A 19257-nucleotide genomic window follows, 5' to 3' on the forward strand; every position below is an offset into this window, starting at 1 on the left:
GCTGATGCGCCATTGCGACGGATCGTGATTCGGGCACCGGGCTTCGAAAGCGAGGGGCGTCGCCACGCCCGACCGGCGAACAGCTCTGCGTCGGGCGGCGCATCGTGACGCCATCGGCTGCACCGTCGCACGCTCACGTTGCATGGCGCCCCAGTGGCGCGGGAGGGCCCGTCACGGGCGGAACGTCGTCCGGCGTCGCCGTTGACCGGCCCGCGAGCGGCCCTGTACCCATCCGGCGGCTGCCCCATACGGAGGACCCAACCATGCGTGCCACCGCCCGAATCGCGCTGCTCTGCCTTTCGCCGCTCATGCTTTCACCGCTCATGGCGGGCGCCGCCGCCGCCGAGGATTTCACCGCCGGCTCGCTCAAGATCGGCCAGCCCTGGTCGCGGGCCACGCCGAACGGCGCCAAGGTCGCGGGAGGCTACCTCACCGTGACGAATACCGGCTCGGAGCCCGACACCCTCACCGGCGGGACCTTCGCGGAGGCCGGCAGCGTCGAGATCCACTCCATGTCCATGGAGGGCGGCGTGATGAAGATGGCCCCCGTGGAAAGCGGCCTCGTCGTGAAGCCGGGCGAGACGGTGACGCTCAAGCCCGGCGGCTACCACCTGATGTTCCTCGGCCTGAAGGATCCGCTGAAGAAGGGCGAGACCGTGAAAGGCACCCTGACCTTCGCCAAGGCGGGCTCCGTGCCGGTGAGCTTCAGCGTCGAGGCCCTGGCCGCAAAGGCGCCGGGCGCCGCCGGCTCCGAGGCGGACCACGCCACGGGCCACCATCACTAAGAGGCGCGCGGGACCGTGGCTCCTGCCGGGAACCACGGTCCACCTCCCCGGCCAATACAACTCCTAGTCTATATATCGAGACGCATACAATCGTTTTACAGTCATCGATCTCTGTTTACCGCCCGGAATACGTCTTGGCGCGGAATGAACTCTGCGATAGAGCGCCATAGGCTCCGTTGGGAGCCGTCGCACTCAAGGAGCATTCGCAGCGATGGTCGAGCCGGCCCCCATTCTTCCAGGCATCTACGTCGCCACGCCGGTCTATGGGGCCGCCTGCTACATGCCCTATGTCACGGGGCTGCTCTCGCTGCAGAAGATCTGCAAGGAAGCCGGGATCGGGTTCGATTATTTCTACGTGAGTGGAACGGCTCTGCTGCACGAACACCGCAACGTGGCCGCCGCCGCGTTCATGCATCACAGCAACCTGTCGCATATGCTGTTCATCGATGCCGATATCGGCTTCGAGGGACCGGACATCCTGCGCATGTTCCTCGAGCAGAAGGACGTCGTGCTCGGCCCCTATCCCAGCAAGCACATCAATTGGCACGCCGTCGTGGAGACGGCCCGGCGGCGGCCCGACTTCACGCCGCAGGACGTCGCCCTGCGGATGGCCGATTACTCGATGAACTTCTACGGCCTGGGCAACCAAAGCACCTTCACCGGCGATGGGCTCAACGAGATCCATGGCGGCGGCGCGGGCCTGATGATGCTCTCACGCTCGGCGCTCACGCGGATCGACAACGGCTATCCGAACGCGCGGTGTCGCTTCCCCGACGCCTATCGCCACCTCGTGCCGAACGTCGAGACCCTGGTCGAGTTCTTCGCCTTCGACCGTGAGCCCGATGGCCGGCTGCTCTCGGAGGACCTGACCTTCTGCAAGCGCTGGCGGGAGATCGGAGGCAAGATCTACGCGGCCCCGTGGGTGCGCACGACCCATGTCGGCCCGTTCTACTTCCGGGGTGAGTTGCCCTCCCTCATCTCAGGTGACGCGCCCGCCCAACCGATCGTCGTCCCCAAGCAGGTCGCGCCGTCCGCCCCCCCTCCGGCGCCTGCGCCGAAACCCACCACCGTGCCCGAGGCCTCGCCGCAGTCGCAGTCGCAATCGGCGGATGCCGCCAAGCGCCGTCGCCCCGGCCGGGGCGGCTAGAACAAGAGGCTAGGCCAGAGACGCTGGAACGAAGTGGTGCGTCGCTGCACTCGCGCGCGTCGGAAGGCACAGCAGGCCCGGCCCGACGTCACGGGTCGGACGCGGCCTCAACGCGGGTCGGCCGGGGCGACGGCGACGCGGTCGAACCCGCCGAGGCGATAGACGAGGTAGGACAGGAGCCACGCCGCCGCGAAGAGGCCGACGATCCCGAAGCCGAGCACGCCGAAGTGCTCGTTCACCGCGCCGACCCAGCCCCAGAACCGGCCCTCGAGGCCGAGCTTGTCGGCGATGAGGTTCAGGGCCTCCAGGGTGCCGACGACCAGGGCCACGACGACCGAGATCGCCGTGATGGTCAGGTTGTAGAACAGCCTGCGCATCGGTCGGACGATGGCCCAGCTATAGGCGCCGAGCATCAGCACCCCGTCCGCCGCATCGACCAGCGCCATGCCGGCCGTGAACAGGGCGGGGAAGACGAGGATCGACCACGGGTCGGCGCCCCGGCTCGCCTCGGCCGCTGAGAGACCGAACAGGCTCACCTCGGTCGCGGTGTCGAAGCCCAGGGCGAACAGGAAGCCCAGCGGGTACATGTGCCAGGAGCGGGTGACGAGGCGGAACAGCGGGCGCAGCAGCCGGGCGAGGAAGCCCTGTCCGGCGAGGAGCCCGTCGAGATCGGCCTCCTCGTAGCGCCCGGTGCGCCGCACCTGCCGGAAGCTGCGCCAGACGCCCGCCAGGATGACGAGGTTCACGAGACCGATCACGATCAGGAAACCGGCCGAGACGCCGGTGCCGATCAGGGTCCCAAGTTGCCGGAACTCCTCCGAGGCGGTGAGCAGGCTCGTCGTCGCCAGGGCGACGGCGGCGGCCGCCGCGACCACGACGGTGGAATGGCCGAGGGCGAACCACAGGCCCACCGAGACCGGGCGCTGCCCGGCCTGCATCAGCTTGCGCGTCACGTTGTCGATGGCAGCGATGTGGTCCGGATCGACGGCGTGGCGCAATCCGAACACGTAGGCGAGCAACGCCGTCGAAAGCAGGGCCGGGCTGTCGGCGAAGGCGCTCCAGGCCCAGAGCCACGCGCCGACATTGCCGGCGAGCAACAGCGCCGCGAGTAGGCCGATCCGCCGGCTGAGGCGCGTTGTCTCGGGAGGGGAGGATTCCACTGTCACCCGTGGGGCCGGAGGGAGAGGGCGTCGCCGTGCAGGTAGGGCGCCCGGACCTCGGCGGCCCGAAGCGCCGCCCGAAGGTAGCGGCGGGGCGGCACGGGTCCAGGGGGCGGCGCGGAACCGGCTTCCGCCGCGCGCCTGGCGGCGATAGGGGCGGGCCCGCCCGAGGCCTCGACCCCGCGCAGGGAGAGCCCGCGATCGCACGGGATCGCCGCGCGATCCGGCCCGAGTGCCATGAGGACGGCCCGGCCCGCCATGGCGCAGGGCGACGGCATGGCGCCAGCCGGCCTCCGGCTCCGCCAGCGCCGCGCGCGGGAGCGCGGCCACCGCCTCCGACGCCCTCTCACTCGGCGGCGGCGCGGGAGGCCGTGCCGGTGGCCGGGGCAGTCTCGTCGTCGAGGCTGCGGTCCTTCGTCTCCGGCAGCAGGAGCGCGGCGATGGTGCCGACGAGGCTGAAGGCGGCGAGGTAATAGGCCGGCGCGAGGCGATCGCCCGTGGTCGTCACGAGCCAGTTGATGATGAAGTTCGTGCTGCCGCCGAAGATCGAGACCGACAGGGCGTAGACGAGGGCTAGCCCGGTGCTGCGCACCGAGCGGGGCAGGGCCTCGGGAATGCCGACGATGATCGCGGCGGCGTTGATCGACGACAGGGCCGAGAGCAGGAAGGTCACCGCGTAGACGGCGGCCGGGCCGGGCGCCTGCAGCAGCCACAGGAAGGCCGGCACGGCCAGGACGAGGATCGCCGCCCGGGGCCAGATCATGACCGGGCGCCGCCCGTACCGGTCGGCCAGCCAGCCGCCGAGCAGGGGGAAGCCCACGGAGGCGAGGCCGAGCGCGATGGGCACGGCCGTGGCGGCGGTCTCGCTGAGGCCGAGGGTCGCCCCCGCATAGACCGGCATGTTCGTTCCGACTGCGTTCGACACGGTGGAGGCGGCGATCACCAGGAAGGTCAGGCCGAGGAGGCGGCCGTGGTCGCGCAGGAGCCGTCCAATTACCGCCCGGGCGGATCCCGCTGCCGCCGGATCCTCTCCCTCGCCCGCTGTCTCGGGGAGGTGGCTGCGGATGACGAGGCCGACCGGCACCACCGAGAGGCCGAGGAGGAACATCAGCCGCCAGCCCCATTGCGCCATGGCGGCATCGCCGATGGTGAGGGCCAGGATCGTGGACACGATTCCGGCGAGCAGCGCGGCGCAGCCCTGGCTCGCGATCTGCCAGCTGGCCACGAAGCCGCGATGGCCGGGAGGTGCGGCCTCCAGGAGATAGGCGGTGGAGGGACCGACCTCGCCGCCGAGGGCCAACCCCTGGATGAGCCGCCCGACGATGACGATGGCCTGCGCCCAGCCGCCGATCTGCGCATAGCCCGGGCACACCGCGAGGATGAGCATGCCGACCGCCATGAGGGCGATGGTGACGAGCATGGCCGGCTTCCGCCCGGCGCGGTCGGCCAGCGCTCCGATCACCGCCCCGCCGATCGGCCGCATGACGTAGCCGACCCCGAACAGGGCGAGGGAGGCGAGCAGGCTGTGGCTGGCGTCGGTGGCGGGGAAGAACGCTTCGCCAATCGGCTTCGCGAAGAAGGCGTAGACGGTGAAATCGTAGAATTCGAGGGCATTGCCGAGGACGACCGCGCCGACCGACTTGCGGTCGAGACCGGGCCGCTCCGGGGCGGCGGACTTCGATGCGTCCTGTGTCAGGTCCATTCCGTGACGCTCCGGGCCGTCCGGCTCAGGGGCGGCAATGGCCGGCGCCCACCGCCGGGGTCGAGCCGACTTAGCGCAAAGCCTGGGAAAGGGGAGGGCGAGGTGGAGGATGCGGGGCTGTTGCCCACCGCGAGTCTGTCCGGCGACGAGAAGCGAAAAGCAAGGCTGGACAGGAGCCCCGGCACCCCCTATACCCCCGCCGTCCGCAGCCGAAACGGCTTGCGACGACGCCCAGGTAGCTCAGTTGGTAGAGCATGCGACTGAAAATCGCAGTGTCGGTGGTTCGATTCCGCCCCTGGGCACCACACAGCCTCTAACGCGCTGTTCTTATTACTTTTCATCAGTTCGTTGAGTCTGGCCGTAAGACTCCGGCGGCCAGACGGTGCCGCGTTGCGCGACCCGCGCCGTTTCCTCGTTCCTCCCATTGTTCGTTCGAACGCCGCAGTGACCTGACCGGTCTTTCGGGCCGAGGCGGGACGCATCGGCGCTACGTCGCACCGCGCAGCACTTGACGACCGGATCGACCGATCGGGAACCAACAGCAATTCGGTAGTTTGACCTTGGCGACCGCGCCCGAGGGACCGAATGGCTTTCAAGATTATACCAGCCACAGACAGTCTTGAGCCGGATCATGCGGTGCTGATGAGTATCGCCTCGGGCCTGAGCGAACTTTATTCGCTGCCGGAGCACCCGTGTGCCGTGGACGAATGGCTCAGCACGCGGATCGTCGAGTCCCTTCACGAGGGCGACCACGCGACCCGTCGCGACACGCTGCTCCGCGATGAGACCATCGACGCGTAGTCCGCCCATCAGATTGGTGGCGTGATCGACAAGGGGCCAGCAGACTGCCGAAAAAGTCCCGCGAGGGCGATGATCGTTTTCAGGATGCCGGGCGAGCCTGCTGGAGGGTCTTCACCCCTCGCAGGGCGGCGGCTCCGCGTCGCCCGGCGCCCGGCTCAGACGCGATCTGTCCGAGCCGGGCCGCTCCACGGGTAGGCGGTCCGTCAATCGTTCCCATCCATGTGCGGATGCCCGGCATCCGTGAGCGCGCGGTCCAACACTTCGATCGCCGACAGGATCTTGGTGAAATCCTCCGCCATGGAGACCGGGGCCAACTCGATCGCACCCATGCGCTTGGCGATGTGATTGCGCTGACGGGCCAATGCGCCGCGCGCGCGGCGTAGATCTTCGACTTCCTCGGTATTCATTATAGTCGTGTCCTTGCAAATCTGTGTGATGAGGTCGTCGTGAAACAACGGCGTGCTTCCATGCCGCCCGTCATGTCGTCGCGCGGTCGGCGCTGCGCCCGCCGGCGTCCAAACACTCCATCGAACCGAACGCCTTGGGGGTGTCGCGGCTCAGATCGAGCAGACGTTGCGCGAGGAGGACTGCGGTCGGCGCGTCGACCGCCGATGCATCCGCGCCCACCCGCTGAACGAGTTCGGGATCGCGCAGGAACATCGGACCTCCGACCATGACGCCGATGGCGCGGTTGCGCGACGCTTCGCGCACGGAGCAAATGGCCGCCGTCAATTGATCGACGCGCGTTTCGCTGCTCAGCGTCAACCCCACGACGCCGAACCATTCGGACGCGACCAGAGCGGCGATCTCATCGGGTGTGGAGGACAGGCCGATCGACACGGACCAACCCGCCTTGCGGAGGAACCGCTCGACCACTCGCACGCCGAGCGTGTGTTGCTCCCCCGGGGCGCCCATCAGCAGCAAGCGTCGCCGGTCATCGAGCGAGGCGGTCTCTTCCTCGCCGCGAAACCGAGCGACGAGGCGTTGAAGCCGGGCCACTCCCGTCGTCACCTCGAGGAAGTCGCAGAGATCCTCATCCCACAGGCGGCCCAGAAGAGCGGCGGAGGGAGCCAGGAGTTGGAGAAACAAGCGTTCGGCCGAGTGGCCCGCCGCCATCAGGGCCTCGAAGGCCTCGATCACCGGCCCATCGTCCGAGGCCAGGGTGAGATCGGTGAAGGTGGCGACCTCTTCCTCGAGCGGCTTGGATTCGAAATCCGTCGTGCCGGCCAACGAACCGCGATGGCGGAGGACGAGCTTGGGTACGATCTCGGTCTGGACGACGCGCCCCAGGGCCTTGCAGCGTTCGCGCGCAGCCTCGGCTTCGCGCTTCCGCGCATGGAGCCGACGGGCTTCGGCGGCACGATGGGTTTCGCCGGGGGGACCATCGCCCCAACGGCGTTCGGACGGACCGAAATCCCGCATCGTCCCCCCCGTCGCTGCAGCGCCGGGGGCCTTGCTGGCCGTCCGATCACCGCGCGACATGAGAGCGGCGCTCGGCACAGATGTAAAGGCCACCCCCGGGGGGGCGCGGGCTCCCGGACATCGCCCGAAGAACGTCCGCCCTCTTTTTACGGGCTGAGAATTTTTCAAAGCGGACGAGCAAAATTCACTCGTCTTCGGTCTGTGCTTGCTTTTATTTCTCGGATGCCATAGGTATCGTTTATCGACTTTTGGCCAGATATTCGGCCGTATCGCCTCAACAGGGCGAGCGCTCTGCATCTCTCCCATTTTCGAAAATCAGCTTCCGGGCGCGCGCTTGCCGTGCGCTCGCATTTTTCCTTTCTAAGTATTATGGATTAACTATGAGCATCGGAACCGTTAAGTGGTTTAACGACACCAAGGGCTTCGGCTTCATCCAGCCCGATGACGGCGGCAAGGACGTGTTCGTTCACATCTCCGCTGTCGAGCGCGCCGGCATGGCCAACCTGGTCGAAGGCCAGAAGGTCTCCTACGAGATGGAAACCGACCGTCGCAGCGGCAAACAGTCGGCCGGCAGCCTCCAGGCCGCCTGAGCCACGTTCGTCTCCTGCAGACGATCTTCGAAGCCGCTCCCCCCGGGAGTGGCTTTCTCTGTGTCTTGCGACACGGACCCTCGCATCCGGCAGCTCAACCGCGTGGCGTGATGCGCTCGATGAAGGAGGATGACGGATGTCCCATAAATTCAAGGTCGGTCAGAACGTCCGGCAAATCGGAACCAGCTACGTCGGCAGCAAGAGCATCGTCGATGGTCTTTTCGAAATCGTTCGGCTGACGCCGGATGATCGCTCCGGCGAGCCGACTTACCGAATCAGATCCTCCGGCATCGAACGGGCCGCTCGCGAAGGCGAACTGGTTCCGGTCTCCTGATCGGCGCACGCGACGCGGTCTCGATGCAGATCTGAAGCCGCACCGCACCGTGTCTGGCGGATCGTCGGCATCGAATGATGCGCGGGACACCTCCTCATTGATCGCTGGCGGCTGGTCGCGCGGGCAAATGAGGGCGCCATCGGGACCCGATGGCGAATCGGGACGTTGACAGAGATGACAACCCCCTCATCCAGCGCTCCGGATCCTGGCCGGCTCGACCTGACGGAAGCCGCGCTCGCTTCGGCGGATCGGCTCTGGCGTGCTGAGATGCGCCGCAGCTACGGCCCGGATGGCGTCCTCGTCCACGGCTTTACGCCTGAGGGGCAAGGCGACCTGGGGACCGCGCTGCGGAGAAGCTATGAAGCGCGCCGGGTCGCGGTGGCGCTCTGGCGCCACGAACGGCGCCGGGTGGGCTGAAGTAGCGCTTCGGCGAGTCCTGCCGCGATCCTCGACGGGATGTTGCCTCGCGCGGTATTGGTGTCCGCGTCGCCTCATCTTTAGAGCGGATAGCCGGCATCAACGGTTGTGTTCGCCCCGGATTGCCTGCTCGACCGATTTTGCGAGCGCAGCCTAGCAATCAAAAGCTGCCGGTCATTTCCAGACTCGGCGCGTTCCTGGATCGGCTCGATTCGCTCGCAAAGACGAAGAATTTGGCCAATCCGACGCTCTCGAAAAGAGCGCTCGTCGGCCAGCTATGTCTTCGAAGAATTTTCCTCGCCGATTCGATACGGGACACGCGCCCGTCATTTTAGCGATTGTAATTGTTCATTGCGAACCGATATATCGTAGACCCGTTGCGCAATCTCGTGCCTGGGCCGGATATCGGACACACTCGAATGGCACGCGAAATGACGACCGGACGCGCTCAGGGCGTTTCCACGAAAGACTTCAACGAACGGGTGAAGCGTCTGCTTGCGGACAAGCCGGATCCGCGGAAGGCCGAAGTGCGGGTCAAGGGTTTCAAGAACAGCAAGGCGCCTGTGAAGAACTGAGGTCGACCCGACCCGCCACGACGCGAGAAGACGGCAGGCACGCCTCCATGCCGCCGTCTTCGAACGGTCCGCCGATATCCCCTGAAGCCCGCTAGGCCCGCTCCGCCTACAGAGCGCGCGCGTATCCCGGCAGCAATTCGATGGCCTGGGCGGTCGCTTGAGACAGGCGCACCTCGGTCAACGTCACCTCGGCGCCTTCCTTGACGGCCCCCCTGACGATCTCGACCCCACGCTCGGCGCTGTCCGCGATCACCGCGTAGAACAGGGTGATCCAGCTGTCCGGCGCGGCTTCATCCGGTAGCGCGACCTTCACGATGAAGGCGGTTTGATTGGGTTCGATCATAGCCCGAGCTTACACGATGTCTCGGCGCGAACGAGAACAGACTTCACCCCGCAGCCCCCCTGACGGCGATTATCGGCCGGGACAGGGCGGGCGGGGCACTCGGGATGCGATGGAAGCCCGCTCGCGGCAGCCTTCCAGAGTCGGCTAGGATACGACGGCTTTCGTGCTCGGGATCGGCGACCGCGTCAGGGTCGCGATTTCGCGAGCCGGTCGCCCCGACTTCTGGGCGACCTCGTTGTCCTGGCTCGCGATGAGTTCGCGGGCGGGCGCATCGCCGTCCAGGCCCACGAGGAGTTCGATGGGCACGCGCCGGTTCGACGCCCGGCTGCCATCCTCGTACACAACATCGAAGAGAACGAAGCCCTGGAGCTTCGGAGTGGATTTGCTGCGCTTAGCCATGCGCGCTGATATCCGGTTCGCGGGCGCAGCGACACCCTCTGCGACGCTTGGCCCGTCTGCTCCCCGCAGTCGGCCGGCAGTGGCATCAGCCAGGGATCTTCGCCGAAGCCGCCGTTCCGTCCCGGGCCGGATACGGATCGCGCGAAGGAGGGCAGCCGGCATCCGCACCCTGCGAATGAGGGGCCGCAAGCGGATCTTTCCATCCACGGGGCGTGTTGGACCGCACGGCCCGGCACGCCTATGCCGGCCGGCTGGCACGTTCGTACCCGATTTTCCCGAATGTGTTAGGTAGACAGACGCATCCAAGCGCACGACATAGCGTCGGCTAGAAAACGGAGAATGCAATGGCGACCGGTACCGTCAAGTGGTTTAACGAAACCAAGGGCTTCGGCTTCATCCAGCCCGATGACGGCGGCAAGGACGTGTTCGTGCACATCTCCGCCGTCGAGCGCTCTGGGATGCGCAACCTCATCGAAGGGCAGAAGATTTCCTACGACGTCGAAGCCGACCGTCGCAGCGGCAAGGAAGCTGCCGCGAATCTGAAGTCTGCCTGAGCCTTACGGCTCTTCCCACGAAACCGCTCCCTCGGGAGCGGTTTTCCCGGGGCCGGAGCGCTTTCCGAGAGACTTGGATCACCCCGCCCGACCGTCATCGCGAGCGAAGCGAAGCAATGACGGAGAGGTTGCGAAATCCAACGTTGATGGAAAACGCTTCGGGCCACGGGGACTATCTTTGCCCGGCCCTTGAGCGCAAGATGAGCGCACCGCTGGATGGGATCTCCTCAGGCCCCGGCGGCTGAGGGTTCTCGTGCCCCCGCCTGTGAACAGCCAGGCGCCATGGCCGACCTCATCCCATTCCCGATCCGACGCCGGCGCCGCCTCACGGACGACCGGCTTCGCCGATTCGGCGCCGATGGCAGTGATGCCGACGCGAGGGAACTGAGTCAGCCGCAGAGCCCGTCATCCGATGCCGAGTCATGCTTCGGCGGACCTCTTCCGGACCAATTCGCATCCGGCGACCACCCGATCGCGGCGTCGATCCGGTTGCTGAGCGGATCGGAGGCATCCGACCCTGAGCGCGGCTCCCGATTGCCCCTACACGTCATCGACGGCGGGAGAGACATCATGGCCACCGAGAAGAAACGCGGCAACCGCGAGACCAAGAAGCCGAAGAAGTCGGTGCCGAAAAGCAATGCGGCGGCCCCCTCGACGAAGGGCACCGTGTCCGGGGCACTGAAGCCGCCCGGCCGCAGCTGAGATGAGGCCGGTTTCGAACGGGGGCGACAGACCATGACCTGGGATCGCCCGCCGGCCTGCCGGATCATGCGCAAGCTGATCGCCCTCGTGGCCCAAGGGTCGTCGCGTCCGGGTCCCCTCGAACAGGGGCAGCTCATCGACAGGTTCACGGAGCTGGAGGCGGAGGCGATCCTGACGAGCGCCCCCGCCCGCACCCTGGAGGCGATCCGCAGCAGGCGAATGCAGATCCGGGTCGACAGCCTGATCCCGCGCTCGCTCAGCCTGCGAGAGCGCTGAACGGGTCCGACGAACCCCGTCCGGTGCTCCGATCCGAAAGGCGCCGGCAGCGTCACGCCCAACCGACACGACCCGCCGGGCTCCCGAGAGGGATCGCCGGCAAGGAGAATGAAGTGGCTCGTCCCGAACTCGGTACCAAGCAGATCTGCCCGACCACGGGCCGGAAATTCTACGACCTCGGCAGGAGCCCGGTCGTGTCGCCCTACAGCGGCGAGATCGTCCCGCTCAAGGCTTCGACCGCCCCCGGCCGGTATTCCGCTCCCGTCGCGGCACGCCGCGAGGAGCCGGCGGATGAGGAAGACGAGCAGGACGGCCCGGAACTCGTCTCCCTCGATGAGGCCGAGGAAGGCAGCAAGGATCAAGACACCGATGTGGAGGGCGACGACGCCCTGGTCATCGAAGACGACAACGACGACACCGCCTCCGACGACGAACGCTTCGTGGTCGACGACGAGGACGAGGAGACCCCCACCGGCCTTGTCGATGTCGATGAGGACGAGGAATCCTGATCCTGGATTCACCCGCAGTCCGGTCCCGTCACGATGCGGGCCGGACGTGCGGCGACTGCACGGTCTGCTGCCGGGTCTTGGAGATCGCGGCGCTCGCCAAGCCGGCCGGCATTCCCTGCCGGCACAACACCGGCACGGCGTGTGGGATCTACCCCACGCGCCCGCCCGCCTGCGCGCAGTGGAATTGCCTGTGGCTCAAGATCCCCGCCCTGCCTGACGCGCTGCGGCCGGACCTGTCGGGCGTGCTGTTCTCGCTCGACCGCCATGCGCCCGAGGCAGGACGCCGCGCGGGTGCGTGCATCGTGGGGCGCGTCGTGGGGCGACAGGGGCAGGGGCAGAAGCGATCCATCGCGGAGGCCTTCGCGATGTTCGTCCGCGAAGGCTCGCTGCCGGTTTGGCGTGTCGCCGGCCGACACGCGACGCAGCTGCATCCCGCCTGCGGGGATGGCGATCCGGCTTAGCGCGGTATCGAGGAAACCCGGCCCCTGCCGCGCCTCCCGTCTTTGCGAGCGAAGCAGGTGATCCGGATCAAACCGCAACCGCTCTAGACATCGACCGTCGCGGCGGCAGGCGCGGCCGTGCGCCAGCGATCGAGTTCCCTGTCGATGGCGTTCTCCGTGCCGCGCAGGAACTCGGCGTTCGACAGTCCGGGCGCGATGGCGGAGAGGTAGCTCACGACGACGGTGCCCGGCCGGGCCGTGGCTCCTCCTGGCCAGAACAGGCCGGAATTCACGGCCACCGGTACCACCGTCAGGCCGAGGCGGCTGTAGAGCAGCTCGACGCCGCGCTTGAAACGCACCGGGTCGGCCATCTCGCCGCGCGTTCCCTCCGGGAAGATCAACACCGACCGCCCCGCCGCAACGGCCTCCTGGCATCCGTCGATCATCGTGCGCAGGGCTTGCGTGCCGTTGGCGCGATCGATGACGATCATCGGCGACCGGCGCAGGAACCAGCCGACCACCGGAATCGCCAGCAACTCGCGCTTGGCGATGATCGCCACATCCGGGACGAGCACCAGGAAGGCGAGGGTCTCCCAGGCGGATTGGTGATTGGCCACGATGAGGCACGGCGTCGAGGGGATATGCTCGCGCCCCTCCTCGACATAGTCCAACCCGATGAAGCGCCGTAGGCCGAAGAGAATGCCGCGCGCCCAGAGGCGGGTCGCCGCGCGAATGGGGCGCGTCGGCGCCCCGGCCACGGCGAAGACGGCCAGCGGCGCGAGAAACAGGGCTGTCCAGCACATCCAATAGGAAGCGAACAGATAAAATCGGACGCGTGCCAATGAAGGGCCTCACGATAGGGCCCGTGCCAGGGCAGGACGTTTAGATAGCGCCTCACGGCGCGCGACGCACGGCGTTTCGAAGATTGCTGAGAGGCCGTCGAACACCGGTCCCGCCGCTGCCCGCCTGGACCGCTTTCCCGAACCGCCGTCCTGTGGAACGGGGTCGGCCGGCGGAGACGGGTGCAAGAACAGGCCTCATAGGTCGGAAATCGAGCGGCGCCGAAATTGTCGACGGAGCGGTGTAACCCGGAGGAGACCATGTCGAATTCGGCTCAGTGCACCGCTTTGGCACTGCACTGCAGGAGCAACGACATGATCAATCTGTTCCGCGTCGCCTCGGCCGTCTTCCTCGCGGCCTCGGTTGCGGCAAGCCCCGTGATCGCTGCCGAATCCATGGGCAAAGATCCGATGGCGAAGGAGTCCATGGGCAAGAAGGATGCGATGGCGAAGGATCACATGGCCAAGGACAGCATGGCCAAGGACAGCATGGCCAAGGATTCGATGAAGAAATAAGAGCGGACAGGGCGTCGGGCGGCCTCTTATTCGGCGAGCACGAAGACGAAGCCGAGGATCGCGACCAGCACCGCTCCGCCGGCCAGATACTCGCCCGTTTCCTCGGCAAGGCGCTTCCCCTTGCTCGCGCCCGCGATGGCGGCCCCGGCGAGGGCGATGATCAGACAGCCGAGCCCGAGCAGGTCGGTGCTCTGAACGGACGGCAGCATGGGTCGGTCCTCCACCGGACGCGGCATTCTTCGGGCATGAAACACCTAAATCGCGCGCCGCGACTGACCGCTTCATGCCCGCGACGTTCGAGAATGGCGATGGGGGGCCCGGACGGCAATCCGGGCCCCCTCGCGCTTTGGGGTGAGGTCTGAAGCGGGCCGATCAGGCCGTGGCGATCTGGGTGACGGGAGAGATCGCGGCGGGGAGCTGCGCATTGGCCACGACGCGCTTGCGCCAGGGCTTGAGCACGCCGATCGCCAGGATCGAGGCCAGGATGTTGGCCCCCGCTGCGGCCAGGAACACGCCGTCCCAGTTGCCGGAGCTCTGCTGCAGGTAGTTGGCGAAGGGCACGAGCAGCGCCGCCGTCCCCTTGGCCGTGTAGAGCAGGCCGGCATTCGTCGCGGCGAACTTCGAGCCGAACGTATCCGTGCAGGTCGATGGGAACAGCGAGTAGATCTCGCCCCAGGCGAAGAACACGAAGCCCGACAGGAGCACGAACCACACCGGATCGCTGCCCCACAGGTAGAGCATGTAGATGCCGAAGCCTTCCATCGCGAAGGCGATGAACATCGTGTTCTCGCGCCCGATGCGGTCCGAGACCCAGCCGAAGAACGGGCGGGTCAGGCCGTTGAGCACCCGGTCGATCGTGGCGGCGAAGGTGATCGCCACCATCGTCACGCCGAACAGCGTCACCGGCACCTTGTCGACATGGATATCGGCCGCAATCGGCTTCAGATTGGCGGTGATCATCAGGCCGCCGGCCCCGACCATGACGAACATGGCGTACATGAGCCAGAAGATCGGCTGGCGCACCACTTCGCTCGGCGTGTAGTTGCGGCGTGTTTGGATGACGGCGGTGTTGTTCGACACCTCCGGGATCTGCCCGCTGCGCGGGGAGGCCAGGAAGAAGGCGAGGGCGGCCACGATCAGGCCCTGGCCCACGCCGAAATACAGGAACGCGGCCTGGAAGCCCTTATCGGCGATCATCCATTGGATCGGCGCGACGGTGAGCGCGGAGCCGGCGCCGAAGCCCGCGGCGGTGATGCCCGATGCCAGACCGCGCTTGTCGGGAAACCATTTCAGCGCGTTGCCGACGCAGGTTCCATAGACCGCACCGGCGCCGATGCCGGCGACGATCTGGCCCAGATAGAACATCCCGAGCGTATCGGCGTAGGCATTGATCACCCAGCCGATACCGCACAGGGCGCCGCCGAACAGGACCACGACCTTGGGGCCGTACTTGTCCACGAACCAGCCCTCGACCGGCACGAGCCACGTCTCGAACAGCACGAACAGGGTGAAGGCCCATTGGATCGCGGCGCGGTCGAAGCCGAAGGTCTTCTGGATCTCGGGGACGAAGAACGTCCAGCCGTATTGCAGGTTGGCGATCATCACCATGCAGACGACGCCGAGGATGAGCTGCATCCAGCGGTATCCGTCGCTGACCCGACGCGGGTGTGCCTCGATCGATTTTGGCATAAGACATCCTCCCTGCTGAGCGACTGGAAAAACAGTCCGCAGCGTTGATTCTGAATTTTTATGTTTTTACGGAATAGCTAAGTGTGTGCGGCGCTACGTTTTGGGCATTATAAGCATAGACACAGATCAATACTGCCGCCGTGAGGCAGCATTGAACGTTTGCACAAAACTTCGCTCTGATCGGAAACGATTGAACCAGAGGCCACGCAATGCGGCGAAAGAATCGTCGCACCGTGTATGTGGTATACCAACGATACCGCATGCCTGATCAGCGTCAAGCGCATGACGCGACAATTCGTCTTTGCAATGCAAAAGATCGTGATCAGCAAAAGGCTCAGGCGGTGGCGCGGGAGAGGCGGGTCACAGCTTGAACGCGTCGAAGCGGCCGAGCCAGGCGCGCATCCGGCGATCGAGCTCGGGGCGGGTCCGCAGATGGCCGACGAGGCGGGCGCGGGCGGCGGGCGCGAGACCGCGCCACCCGAGGGGCTGCACGACATCGACGAGCGGCAGCGGCGCGCAGCCGAAGCGGCGCTTGTAGTCGTAATTGCCGATGCTGAAATCGAAGGTGCGGACGCCCTCCGCGTGCAGGGCGGCCATGGTCCGCTCGATGATCAGGCGGCCCGGCGAGCAATTCGCCCAGCGCCCCCCCGTCTGGCCGATGCGGATCATGATGTAGCGGTCGCCCTGGCGCAGCCCCAGGAGACCGGCCACCATCTCAGTATCAGCCCCGTCATCGGCCGTGAGCGCGGTCAGCACGGCGCTGCCGTCGGCAAGCGCCCGGTCGACCAGACGCCGGTAGAACGCGGCGATATCGGGCTCGTTGAGGACATACTCCGCCCCGAGTGTGGCCATCCGCGCCTCCTGGCGCCGGTCGATCGCCGCCAGGAGCGCCTGCGCTTGCCCGGGATCCGTCTCCCGCACGAAGGCCGCGCCGGGATGCTTGGAGTAGACCCGCCAGCTGCGCTCCAGCTCCTTGCGCACGGTCTTTTCCAGGCTCGCCCGCCGCCACGCGTCGTAGTCGCCGTCGATCCGGATCACGTTGCCGTTGAGGGCGCAGGGCATGGCGCCGGGCAGCAGGGTGATCGGGTTCGGCCGCGAGCCTCCGTCGGCCTCCATCTTGGCGAGCCGGATCAGGTCGGCGCGGGGCAGGGCGCGGCGCACCGCCCGCCACAGCCTCACCGCCTCGGCCCGCCCGCGCGGTGCGCCCGGCCCGAGGATCGGGGCGTTGTAATCGGTCAGATTCAGGTCGGCGAACTCGATCACCCGCAGGCGCCCGAGGCGCCGAAGCACCAGGGGCAGGACGAGGGCGAGTTCGCCTGTCTGCCCGTCGCGCACCGTCACGACGAGGGGGGTCAGGTCGTCCCGGCCCGCCAGGGCCTCGTACCAGCTGTCGAGCCACGCGGCGGTCTGGAAGCTCGTCGGCGCGAAGCCGCCGCGGAAGGCCGACTCGGACACATGCCGGGTGATCTCGACCCGGTACCGGACCGGTCTCGCGGGCCGGTCGGCGAGACCGCCCACGGGAGACCGGCCGAGTTCACGATCCAGAACGGTCACGCCGCCGCCTGGGCGTCGATGATCTGTCCGGGATTGGCGCCGTCCAGGCGGAAATCGACCACCCGCCGCGCGTGGCGCTCACGCTTGACCCAGCTGCTGTTGCGCAGCGCCTTCTGGAGCACGGCCTTCGACCAATAGGACGGCCCGGAGATCGAGCGGCTCTTCGGCGCGATGCCGAGCCGGTGACGCAGCAGGCCGTTGGCGAGGTTGAGGTTCTGAAGGCGATGGATCTCCTCGTTGGTGAAGGAGACGGTCATCGAGACGTTCAGGCAGTCCAGGTTCTCGACGCGGTGCGGCGCGTTGAGCGGCCAGCTCAACATCTGTCCCGGCTCCAGTTCGAGCACACGGGCATGCTCGTCGTACCAGGGCTCGTAGGGCAGATCGACCTCGATCTCGAAGAGGGCGATGTCCTCGAGCTGGCGTTCGGTCAGGAAGGGGGGCGAGTTCGGGTAGACGTAGACCCGCTTGCGGCCGATCAACTGCCAGAGATGCTGGCCGGGCAGGTCGGCGTGATAATAGACCTGGGCGCCGGGAGACGAAATCAGGATGCCGGCGCTGCGATGGCGGGTCGAGAAGCCGGGCAGGCGCCGCGCCATCTCGTCGAAGACCGCGTCCGCCACGTCGGCGAAGCGCTTGTCCACCTTCAGGACGTTGCGCAGGTTCAGCCACATCCGGCCCTTGGAGATTGCATCGATCACCGCTTCGCCCGGAAGACCGCCGGTATCGCCCTCGCGCCAGAAGCGCCGGTCGCCGCGCGCGCCCATGTGGATCAGGCTGTACTGGTCGCGGGGATAGGTATCGATGAGCTGTGCCAGCGACTCGCGGGAGAACAGTGGCATCGTGTGAAGGCGATGCTGCAGGCGCAGGGGTTGATGGCCCCAGAGCGCGCTGTGCTGGTCGGTCCAATCGGTGAAAATCGGGTCGCTGCTCTTCGCGTCCATGATGACCTCGCGCCGCAATCCTGTCTCGTCTCGGGACATGCTGTCCTTCGCAGGCCCGGTCAGTCCCGATTCTGTCCCTCCGTCGGACGGAGATTGTCCTAGAGGAACAGCGATTTCGCTACCCCGCAACGGGAGGGCCATGGGGACAGCCGCCGCCGGGATGCGCGTGTCGCAGGGCATCGCGGCGGACCCGCCCGGTGGGAGCGGGTGTCGACCCCTCCGTCCCTGAATTGCTTCGCTCCGCTCGCAAAGACGAAGAAGTTACTCGATCCAGCGTTCTTGGAAACCGCTCTAAACTATTTGCATCTGCGACAGCAATGAGGCTGAGTACCGAATTCAGTGTATATTTTCTCAATCCATCCCGACCGGATGCTGATTGAAGTCCGGTTCTCGGCCCCCGCATTGGCTCCGTCGAGGCCGTCACGGCATCCGCTTGCCGCTTCCGGCCGGGGCGGCACTCGCCACGACGCGGCGGCGGAAGTGCTGCATGACGTGATGCAGGGGCTTGGGCTTCAGGTCATCGTCGAGCGGCAGCGAGCGGGTGGGCAGGCCGTCCGGGCGCGGCTTGTGCCAGCGGGTCCAGCTGTCGCGGTCGCGAAGGCCCCAGGTCAGCACCGCGTCGGCGCCCCCGGCCACCGAGATGGCGTCGAGGAGCTGAAACGCCTGCTGGGCCACGAGTTCGTCGCGCTGGCGCAGATCGGCCGGGAAGGTCTGATCGATGACGTCGAGTTCGGTCACGAGCACGACGAGCCCCAGCGCCCGGACCTCCGCGACGAAGCGGCCGACCGCCTCCCTGTCCACGACGCGATCCGAATAGAGATGTCCCTGCATCCCGATCCCGTGCAGGGGCACGCCCTTCGTCACCATCGACTGGGCGGTGCGAAGCATCACCTCGCGGCGGGAATCGTAGTGCTCCCCGGCGAATTCGAGGAAGTAGTCGCTGAGCACGAGTTGCGCCGAGGGGTCGGCCTGGGCGGCCAACCGCAGGGCCATCTCGATGTAGCCGTCGCCGATCAGGCGGCGCCAGATCGTATCGCGCAAGCCCGTTCCCCGCTCGGGGCTGTCGTCCGTGAACTCGTTGACCACGTCCCAGGAGGCGATCCTGCCGCGATAATGGCCAACGACGGTCGTGATGTGCTTGCGCATCTCGGCCTCGGCCTCGGCGCGGCTGCGCATCGTGTCGAGCCAGGGCGGCACTTGGCCATGGAAGACCAGCGCGTGCCCGCGAACGGCGAGGCCTGCGGCCTGCGCGAAGCTCACGATGGCATCGCCCTCGGTGAAATCGAACTTGCCCCGGCTCGGGCGCAGGCGATCCCACTTCAGCGCATCCTCGGTCACGACCATGTCGCAGTCGCGGATGATCGCCTGCCGGTAGGCGCTGTCGGTCGCGAGGAGGTCCGCCTGCACGGCGCACCCGAGCGGCGTGCCGAGCGGCATGGAGGCGGGCTTCGGCCGCGTGGCCGCCGCCGCGAGGGCCGGCTCCATCGCGAGCCCGGCCCCGAGGGCCGCCCCCCGGAGGGCCGTCCGACGATCGATCCGCGCCCGAAACACCATTCCGGTCC

25 protein-coding genes and 1 tRNA gene are annotated in these 19257 nt (G+C 67.1%); 13 read left to right on the top strand and 13 right to left on the bottom strand.

Going from position 1 to position 19257, the window contains the following annotated elements:
* Positions 1-263 precede the first annotated feature (263 nt).
* Together ACS5Q7_RS01665 and ACS5Q7_RS01670 are read left to right on the top strand one after the other, a co-directional pair.
* Positions 264-785: a copper chaperone PCu(A)C gene (locus ACS5Q7_RS01665; protein WP_478337684.1), complete on the top strand. Its 522-nt coding sequence runs from the start codon at positions 264-266 to the stop codon at positions 783-785.
* A 211-nt stretch (positions 786-996) separates the two neighbouring features.
* The gene (locus tag ACS5Q7_RS01670) at positions 997-1932 is read left to right on the top strand and encodes a hypothetical protein (protein ID WP_478337685.1); all 936 of its coding nucleotides are present in this window, start codon (positions 997-999) and stop codon (positions 1930-1932) included.
* Positions 1933-2039: 107 nt separating this feature from the next.
* On the opposite strand, the gene ACS5Q7_RS01675 is transcribed toward ACS5Q7_RS01670, so the two are convergent.
* The 3 genes from ACS5Q7_RS01675 to ACS5Q7_RS01685 form a co-directional block, all read right to left on the bottom strand.
* A complete protein-coding gene (locus tag ACS5Q7_RS01675) occupies positions 2040-3092 on the bottom strand; it encodes a HoxN/HupN/NixA family nickel/cobalt transporter (protein ID WP_478337686.1) in 1053 nt (350 codons plus the stop codon).
* Between the two features lie 2 nt (positions 3093-3094).
* Complete coding sequence (locus ACS5Q7_RS01680) at positions 3095-3370, bottom strand: hypothetical protein (protein ID WP_478337687.1); 276 nt, start codon at positions 3368-3370, stop codon at positions 3095-3097.
* A gap of 68 nt (positions 3371-3438) precedes the next feature.
* Positions 3439-4794, bottom strand: coding sequence for an MFS transporter (locus ACS5Q7_RS01685; RefSeq protein WP_478337688.1), 1356 nt, complete (start codon positions 4792-4794; stop codon positions 3439-3441).
* Positions 4795-5023: 229 nt separating this feature from the next.
* On the opposite strand from ACS5Q7_RS01685, the gene ACS5Q7_RS01690 reads away from it, so the two are divergent.
* Positions 5024-5099: transfer RNA gene (locus ACS5Q7_RS01690), tRNA-Phe, on the top strand.
* 331 nt (positions 5100-5430) lie between these two features.
* Positions 5431-5595, top strand: coding sequence for a hypothetical protein (locus ACS5Q7_RS01695; RefSeq protein WP_478337689.1), 165 nt, complete (start codon positions 5431-5433; stop codon positions 5593-5595).
* Positions 5596-5798: 203 nt separating this feature from the next.
* On the opposite strand, the gene ACS5Q7_RS01700 is transcribed toward ACS5Q7_RS01695, so the two are convergent.
* Together ACS5Q7_RS01700 and ACS5Q7_RS01705 are read right to left on the bottom strand one after the other, a co-directional pair.
* The gene (locus ACS5Q7_RS01700; RefSeq protein ID WP_478337690.1) at positions 5799-6002 is read right to left on the bottom strand and encodes a hypothetical protein; all 204 of its coding nucleotides are present in this window, start codon (positions 6000-6002) and stop codon (positions 5799-5801) included.
* Positions 6003-6072: 70 nt separating this feature from the next.
* The gene (locus tag ACS5Q7_RS01705; protein ID WP_478337691.1) at positions 6073-7017 is read right to left on the bottom strand and encodes a cobalamin B12-binding domain-containing protein; all 945 of its coding nucleotides are present in this window, start codon (positions 7015-7017) and stop codon (positions 6073-6075) included.
* Positions 7018-7397: 380 nt separating this feature from the next.
* Here ACS5Q7_RS01705 and ACS5Q7_RS01710 point away from each other — a divergent pair, with 380 nt between their 5' ends.
* The 3 genes from ACS5Q7_RS01710 (at position 7398) to ACS5Q7_RS01720 (ending at position 8933) form a co-directional block, all read left to right on the top strand.
* A complete protein-coding gene (locus ACS5Q7_RS01710) occupies positions 7398-7607 on the top strand; it encodes a cold-shock protein (RefSeq protein WP_210032484.1) in 210 nt (69 codons plus the stop codon).
* Between the two features lie 136 nt (positions 7608-7743).
* Positions 7744-7941: a hypothetical protein gene (locus tag ACS5Q7_RS01715; RefSeq protein ID WP_478337692.1), complete on the top strand. Its 198-nt coding sequence runs from the start codon at positions 7744-7746 to the stop codon at positions 7939-7941.
* Positions 7942-8777: 836 nt separating this feature from the next.
* The gene (locus ACS5Q7_RS01720; RefSeq protein ID WP_478337693.1) at positions 8778-8933 is read left to right on the top strand and encodes a hypothetical protein; all 156 of its coding nucleotides are present in this window, start codon (positions 8778-8780) and stop codon (positions 8931-8933) included.
* 106 nt (positions 8934-9039) lie between these two features.
* Here the strand turns inward: ACS5Q7_RS01720 and ACS5Q7_RS01725 are convergent, their stop codons facing one another.
* Both ACS5Q7_RS01725 and ACS5Q7_RS01730 read right to left on the bottom strand, forming a co-directional pair.
* The gene (locus tag ACS5Q7_RS01725) at positions 9040-9276 is read right to left on the bottom strand and encodes a hypothetical protein (RefSeq protein WP_478337694.1); all 237 of its coding nucleotides are present in this window, start codon (positions 9274-9276) and stop codon (positions 9040-9042) included.
* A gap of 144 nt (positions 9277-9420) precedes the next feature.
* On the bottom strand, positions 9421-9675 hold the full coding sequence (locus ACS5Q7_RS01730; RefSeq protein WP_478337695.1) for a hypothetical protein: 255 nt from the start codon (positions 9673-9675) through the stop codon (positions 9421-9423).
* 344 nt (positions 9676-10019) lie between these two features.
* Between ACS5Q7_RS01730 and ACS5Q7_RS01735 the strand changes: the two genes are divergently transcribed.
* The 5 genes from ACS5Q7_RS01735 (at position 10020) to ACS5Q7_RS01755 (ending at position 12177) form a co-directional block, all read left to right on the top strand.
* On the top strand, positions 10020-10229 hold the full coding sequence (locus ACS5Q7_RS01735) for a cold-shock protein (protein WP_478337696.1): 210 nt from the start codon (positions 10020-10022) through the stop codon (positions 10227-10229).
* Positions 10230-10511: 282 nt separating this feature from the next.
* Positions 10512-10931, top strand: coding sequence for a hypothetical protein (locus ACS5Q7_RS01740; protein WP_478338025.1), 420 nt, complete (start codon positions 10512-10514; stop codon positions 10929-10931).
* A gap of 33 nt (positions 10932-10964) precedes the next feature.
* Positions 10965-11207: a hypothetical protein gene (locus ACS5Q7_RS01745; RefSeq protein WP_478337697.1), complete on the top strand. Its 243-nt coding sequence runs from the start codon at positions 10965-10967 to the stop codon at positions 11205-11207.
* A 113-nt stretch (positions 11208-11320) separates the two neighbouring features.
* A complete protein-coding gene (locus ACS5Q7_RS01750) occupies positions 11321-11716 on the top strand; it encodes a TIGR02300 family protein (RefSeq protein WP_478337698.1) in 396 nt (131 codons plus the stop codon).
* Between the two features lie 77 nt (positions 11717-11793).
* Positions 11794-12177 carry a hypothetical protein gene (locus ACS5Q7_RS01755; protein ID WP_478337699.1) on the top strand — a complete coding sequence of 128 codons (384 nt, stop codon included), beginning with the start codon at positions 11794-11796 and terminating at the stop codon, positions 12175-12177.
* Positions 12178-12260: 83 nt separating this feature from the next.
* On the opposite strand, the gene ACS5Q7_RS01760 is transcribed toward ACS5Q7_RS01755, so the two are convergent.
* Positions 12261-12959: a lysophospholipid acyltransferase family protein gene (locus ACS5Q7_RS01760; protein WP_478337700.1), complete on the bottom strand. Its 699-nt coding sequence runs from the start codon at positions 12957-12959 to the stop codon at positions 12261-12263.
* Between the two features lie 351 nt (positions 12960-13310).
* Here ACS5Q7_RS01760 and ACS5Q7_RS01765 point away from each other — a divergent pair, with 351 nt between their 5' ends.
* Entirely contained in the window at positions 13311-13511 is a 201-nt protein-coding gene (locus ACS5Q7_RS01765; RefSeq protein WP_478337701.1) for a pentapeptide MXKDX repeat protein, read from the top strand.
* 26 nt (positions 13512-13537) lie between these two features.
* On the opposite strand, the gene ACS5Q7_RS01770 is transcribed toward ACS5Q7_RS01765, so the two are convergent.
* The 5 genes from ACS5Q7_RS01770 to ACS5Q7_RS01790 form a co-directional block, all read right to left on the bottom strand.
* Positions 13538-13720: a hypothetical protein gene (locus ACS5Q7_RS01770; protein ID WP_478337702.1), complete on the bottom strand. Its 183-nt coding sequence runs from the start codon at positions 13718-13720 to the stop codon at positions 13538-13540.
* Positions 13721-13883: 163 nt separating this feature from the next.
* Positions 13884-15200, bottom strand: a complete 1317-nt coding sequence (gene oxlT, locus ACS5Q7_RS01775) for an oxalate/formate MFS antiporter (RefSeq protein ID WP_478337703.1) — start codon at positions 15198-15200, stop codon at positions 13884-13886.
* Between the two features lie 360 nt (positions 15201-15560).
* Positions 15561-16754 (bottom strand): GNAT family N-acetyltransferase, encoded by a 1194-nt coding sequence (locus ACS5Q7_RS01780; protein WP_478337704.1) that lies wholly within the window; start codon positions 16752-16754, stop codon positions 15561-15563.
* A complete protein-coding gene (locus tag ACS5Q7_RS01785; RefSeq protein ID WP_478337705.1) occupies positions 16751-17695 on the bottom strand; it encodes a hypothetical protein in 945 nt (314 codons plus the stop codon). Before ACS5Q7_RS01785 ends, ACS5Q7_RS01780 begins: the two co-directional genes overlap by 4 nt.
* Positions 17696-18115: 420 nt before the next feature.
* Positions 18116-19249, bottom strand: a complete 1134-nt coding sequence (locus ACS5Q7_RS01790; protein ID WP_478337706.1) for an endo-1,4-beta-xylanase — start codon at positions 19247-19249, stop codon at positions 18116-18118.
* Between the last annotated feature and the right edge of the window lie 8 nt (positions 19250-19257).

The organism is Methylobacterium sp. Gmos3 (assembly GCF_056430985.1).

Bases quoted from the DNA above. Each gene is read 5' to 3' on its own strand.
- ACS5Q7_RS01770 (WP_478337702.1), bottom strand. From the start codon at position 13,720: ATGCTGCCGTCCGTTCAGAGCACCGACCTGCTCGGGCTCGGCTGTCTG.
- ACS5Q7_RS01735 (WP_478337696.1), top strand. From the start codon at position 10,020: ATGGCGACCGGTACCGTCAAGTGGTTTAACGAAACCAAGGGCTTCGGC.
- oxlT (WP_478337703.1), bottom strand. From the start codon at position 15,200: ATGCCAAAATCGATCGAGGCACACCCGCGTCGGGTCAGCGACGGATAC.
- ACS5Q7_RS01665 (WP_478337684.1), top strand. From the start codon at position 264: ATGCGTGCCACCGCCCGAATCGCGCTGCTCTGCCTTTCGCCGCTCATG.
- ACS5Q7_RS01715 (WP_478337692.1), top strand. From the start codon at position 7,744: ATGTCCCATAAATTCAAGGTCGGTCAGAACGTCCGGCAAATCGGAACC.
- ACS5Q7_RS01785 (WP_478337705.1), bottom strand. From the start codon at position 17,695: ATGGACGCGAAGAGCAGCGACCCGATTTTCACCGATTGGACCGACCAG.
- ACS5Q7_RS01790 (WP_478337706.1), bottom strand. From the start codon at position 19,249: ATGGTGTTTCGGGCGCGGATCGATCGTCGGACGGCCCTCCGGGGGGCG.
- ACS5Q7_RS01710 (WP_210032484.1), top strand. From the start codon at position 7,398: ATGAGCATCGGAACCGTTAAGTGGTTTAACGACACCAAGGGCTTCGGC.
- ACS5Q7_RS01740 (WP_478338025.1), top strand. From the start codon at position 10,512: ATGGCCGACCTCATCCCATTCCCGATCCGACGCCGGCGCCGCCTCACG.
- ACS5Q7_RS01705 (WP_478337691.1), bottom strand. From the start codon at position 7,017: ATGCGGGATTTCGGTCCGTCCGAACGCCGTTGGGGCGATGGTCCCCCC.
- ACS5Q7_RS01670 (WP_478337685.1), top strand. From the start codon at position 997: ATGGTCGAGCCGGCCCCCATTCTTCCAGGCATCTACGTCGCCACGCCG.
- ACS5Q7_RS01725 (WP_478337694.1), bottom strand. From the start codon at position 9,276: ATGATCGAACCCAATCAAACCGCCTTCATCGTGAAGGTCGCGCTACCG.
- ACS5Q7_RS01700 (WP_478337690.1), bottom strand. From the start codon at position 6,002: ATGAATACCGAGGAAGTCGAAGATCTACGCCGCGCGCGCGGCGCATTG.
- ACS5Q7_RS01680 (WP_478337687.1), bottom strand. From the start codon at position 3,370: ATGCCGTCGCCCTGCGCCATGGCGGGCCGGGCCGTCCTCATGGCACTC.
- ACS5Q7_RS01685 (WP_478337688.1), bottom strand. From the start codon at position 4,794: ATGGACCTGACACAGGACGCATCGAAGTCCGCCGCCCCGGAGCGGCCC.
- ACS5Q7_RS01730 (WP_478337695.1), bottom strand. From the start codon at position 9,675: ATGGCTAAGCGCAGCAAATCCACTCCGAAGCTCCAGGGCTTCGTTCTC.
- ACS5Q7_RS01765 (WP_478337701.1), top strand. From the start codon at position 13,311: ATGATCAATCTGTTCCGCGTCGCCTCGGCCGTCTTCCTCGCGGCCTCG.
- ACS5Q7_RS01720 (WP_478337693.1), top strand. From the start codon at position 8,778: ATGGCACGCGAAATGACGACCGGACGCGCTCAGGGCGTTTCCACGAAA.
- ACS5Q7_RS01745 (WP_478337697.1), top strand. From the start codon at position 10,965: ATGACCTGGGATCGCCCGCCGGCCTGCCGGATCATGCGCAAGCTGATC.
- ACS5Q7_RS01760 (WP_478337700.1), bottom strand. From the start codon at position 12,959: ATGTGCTGGACAGCCCTGTTTCTCGCGCCGCTGGCCGTCTTCGCCGTG.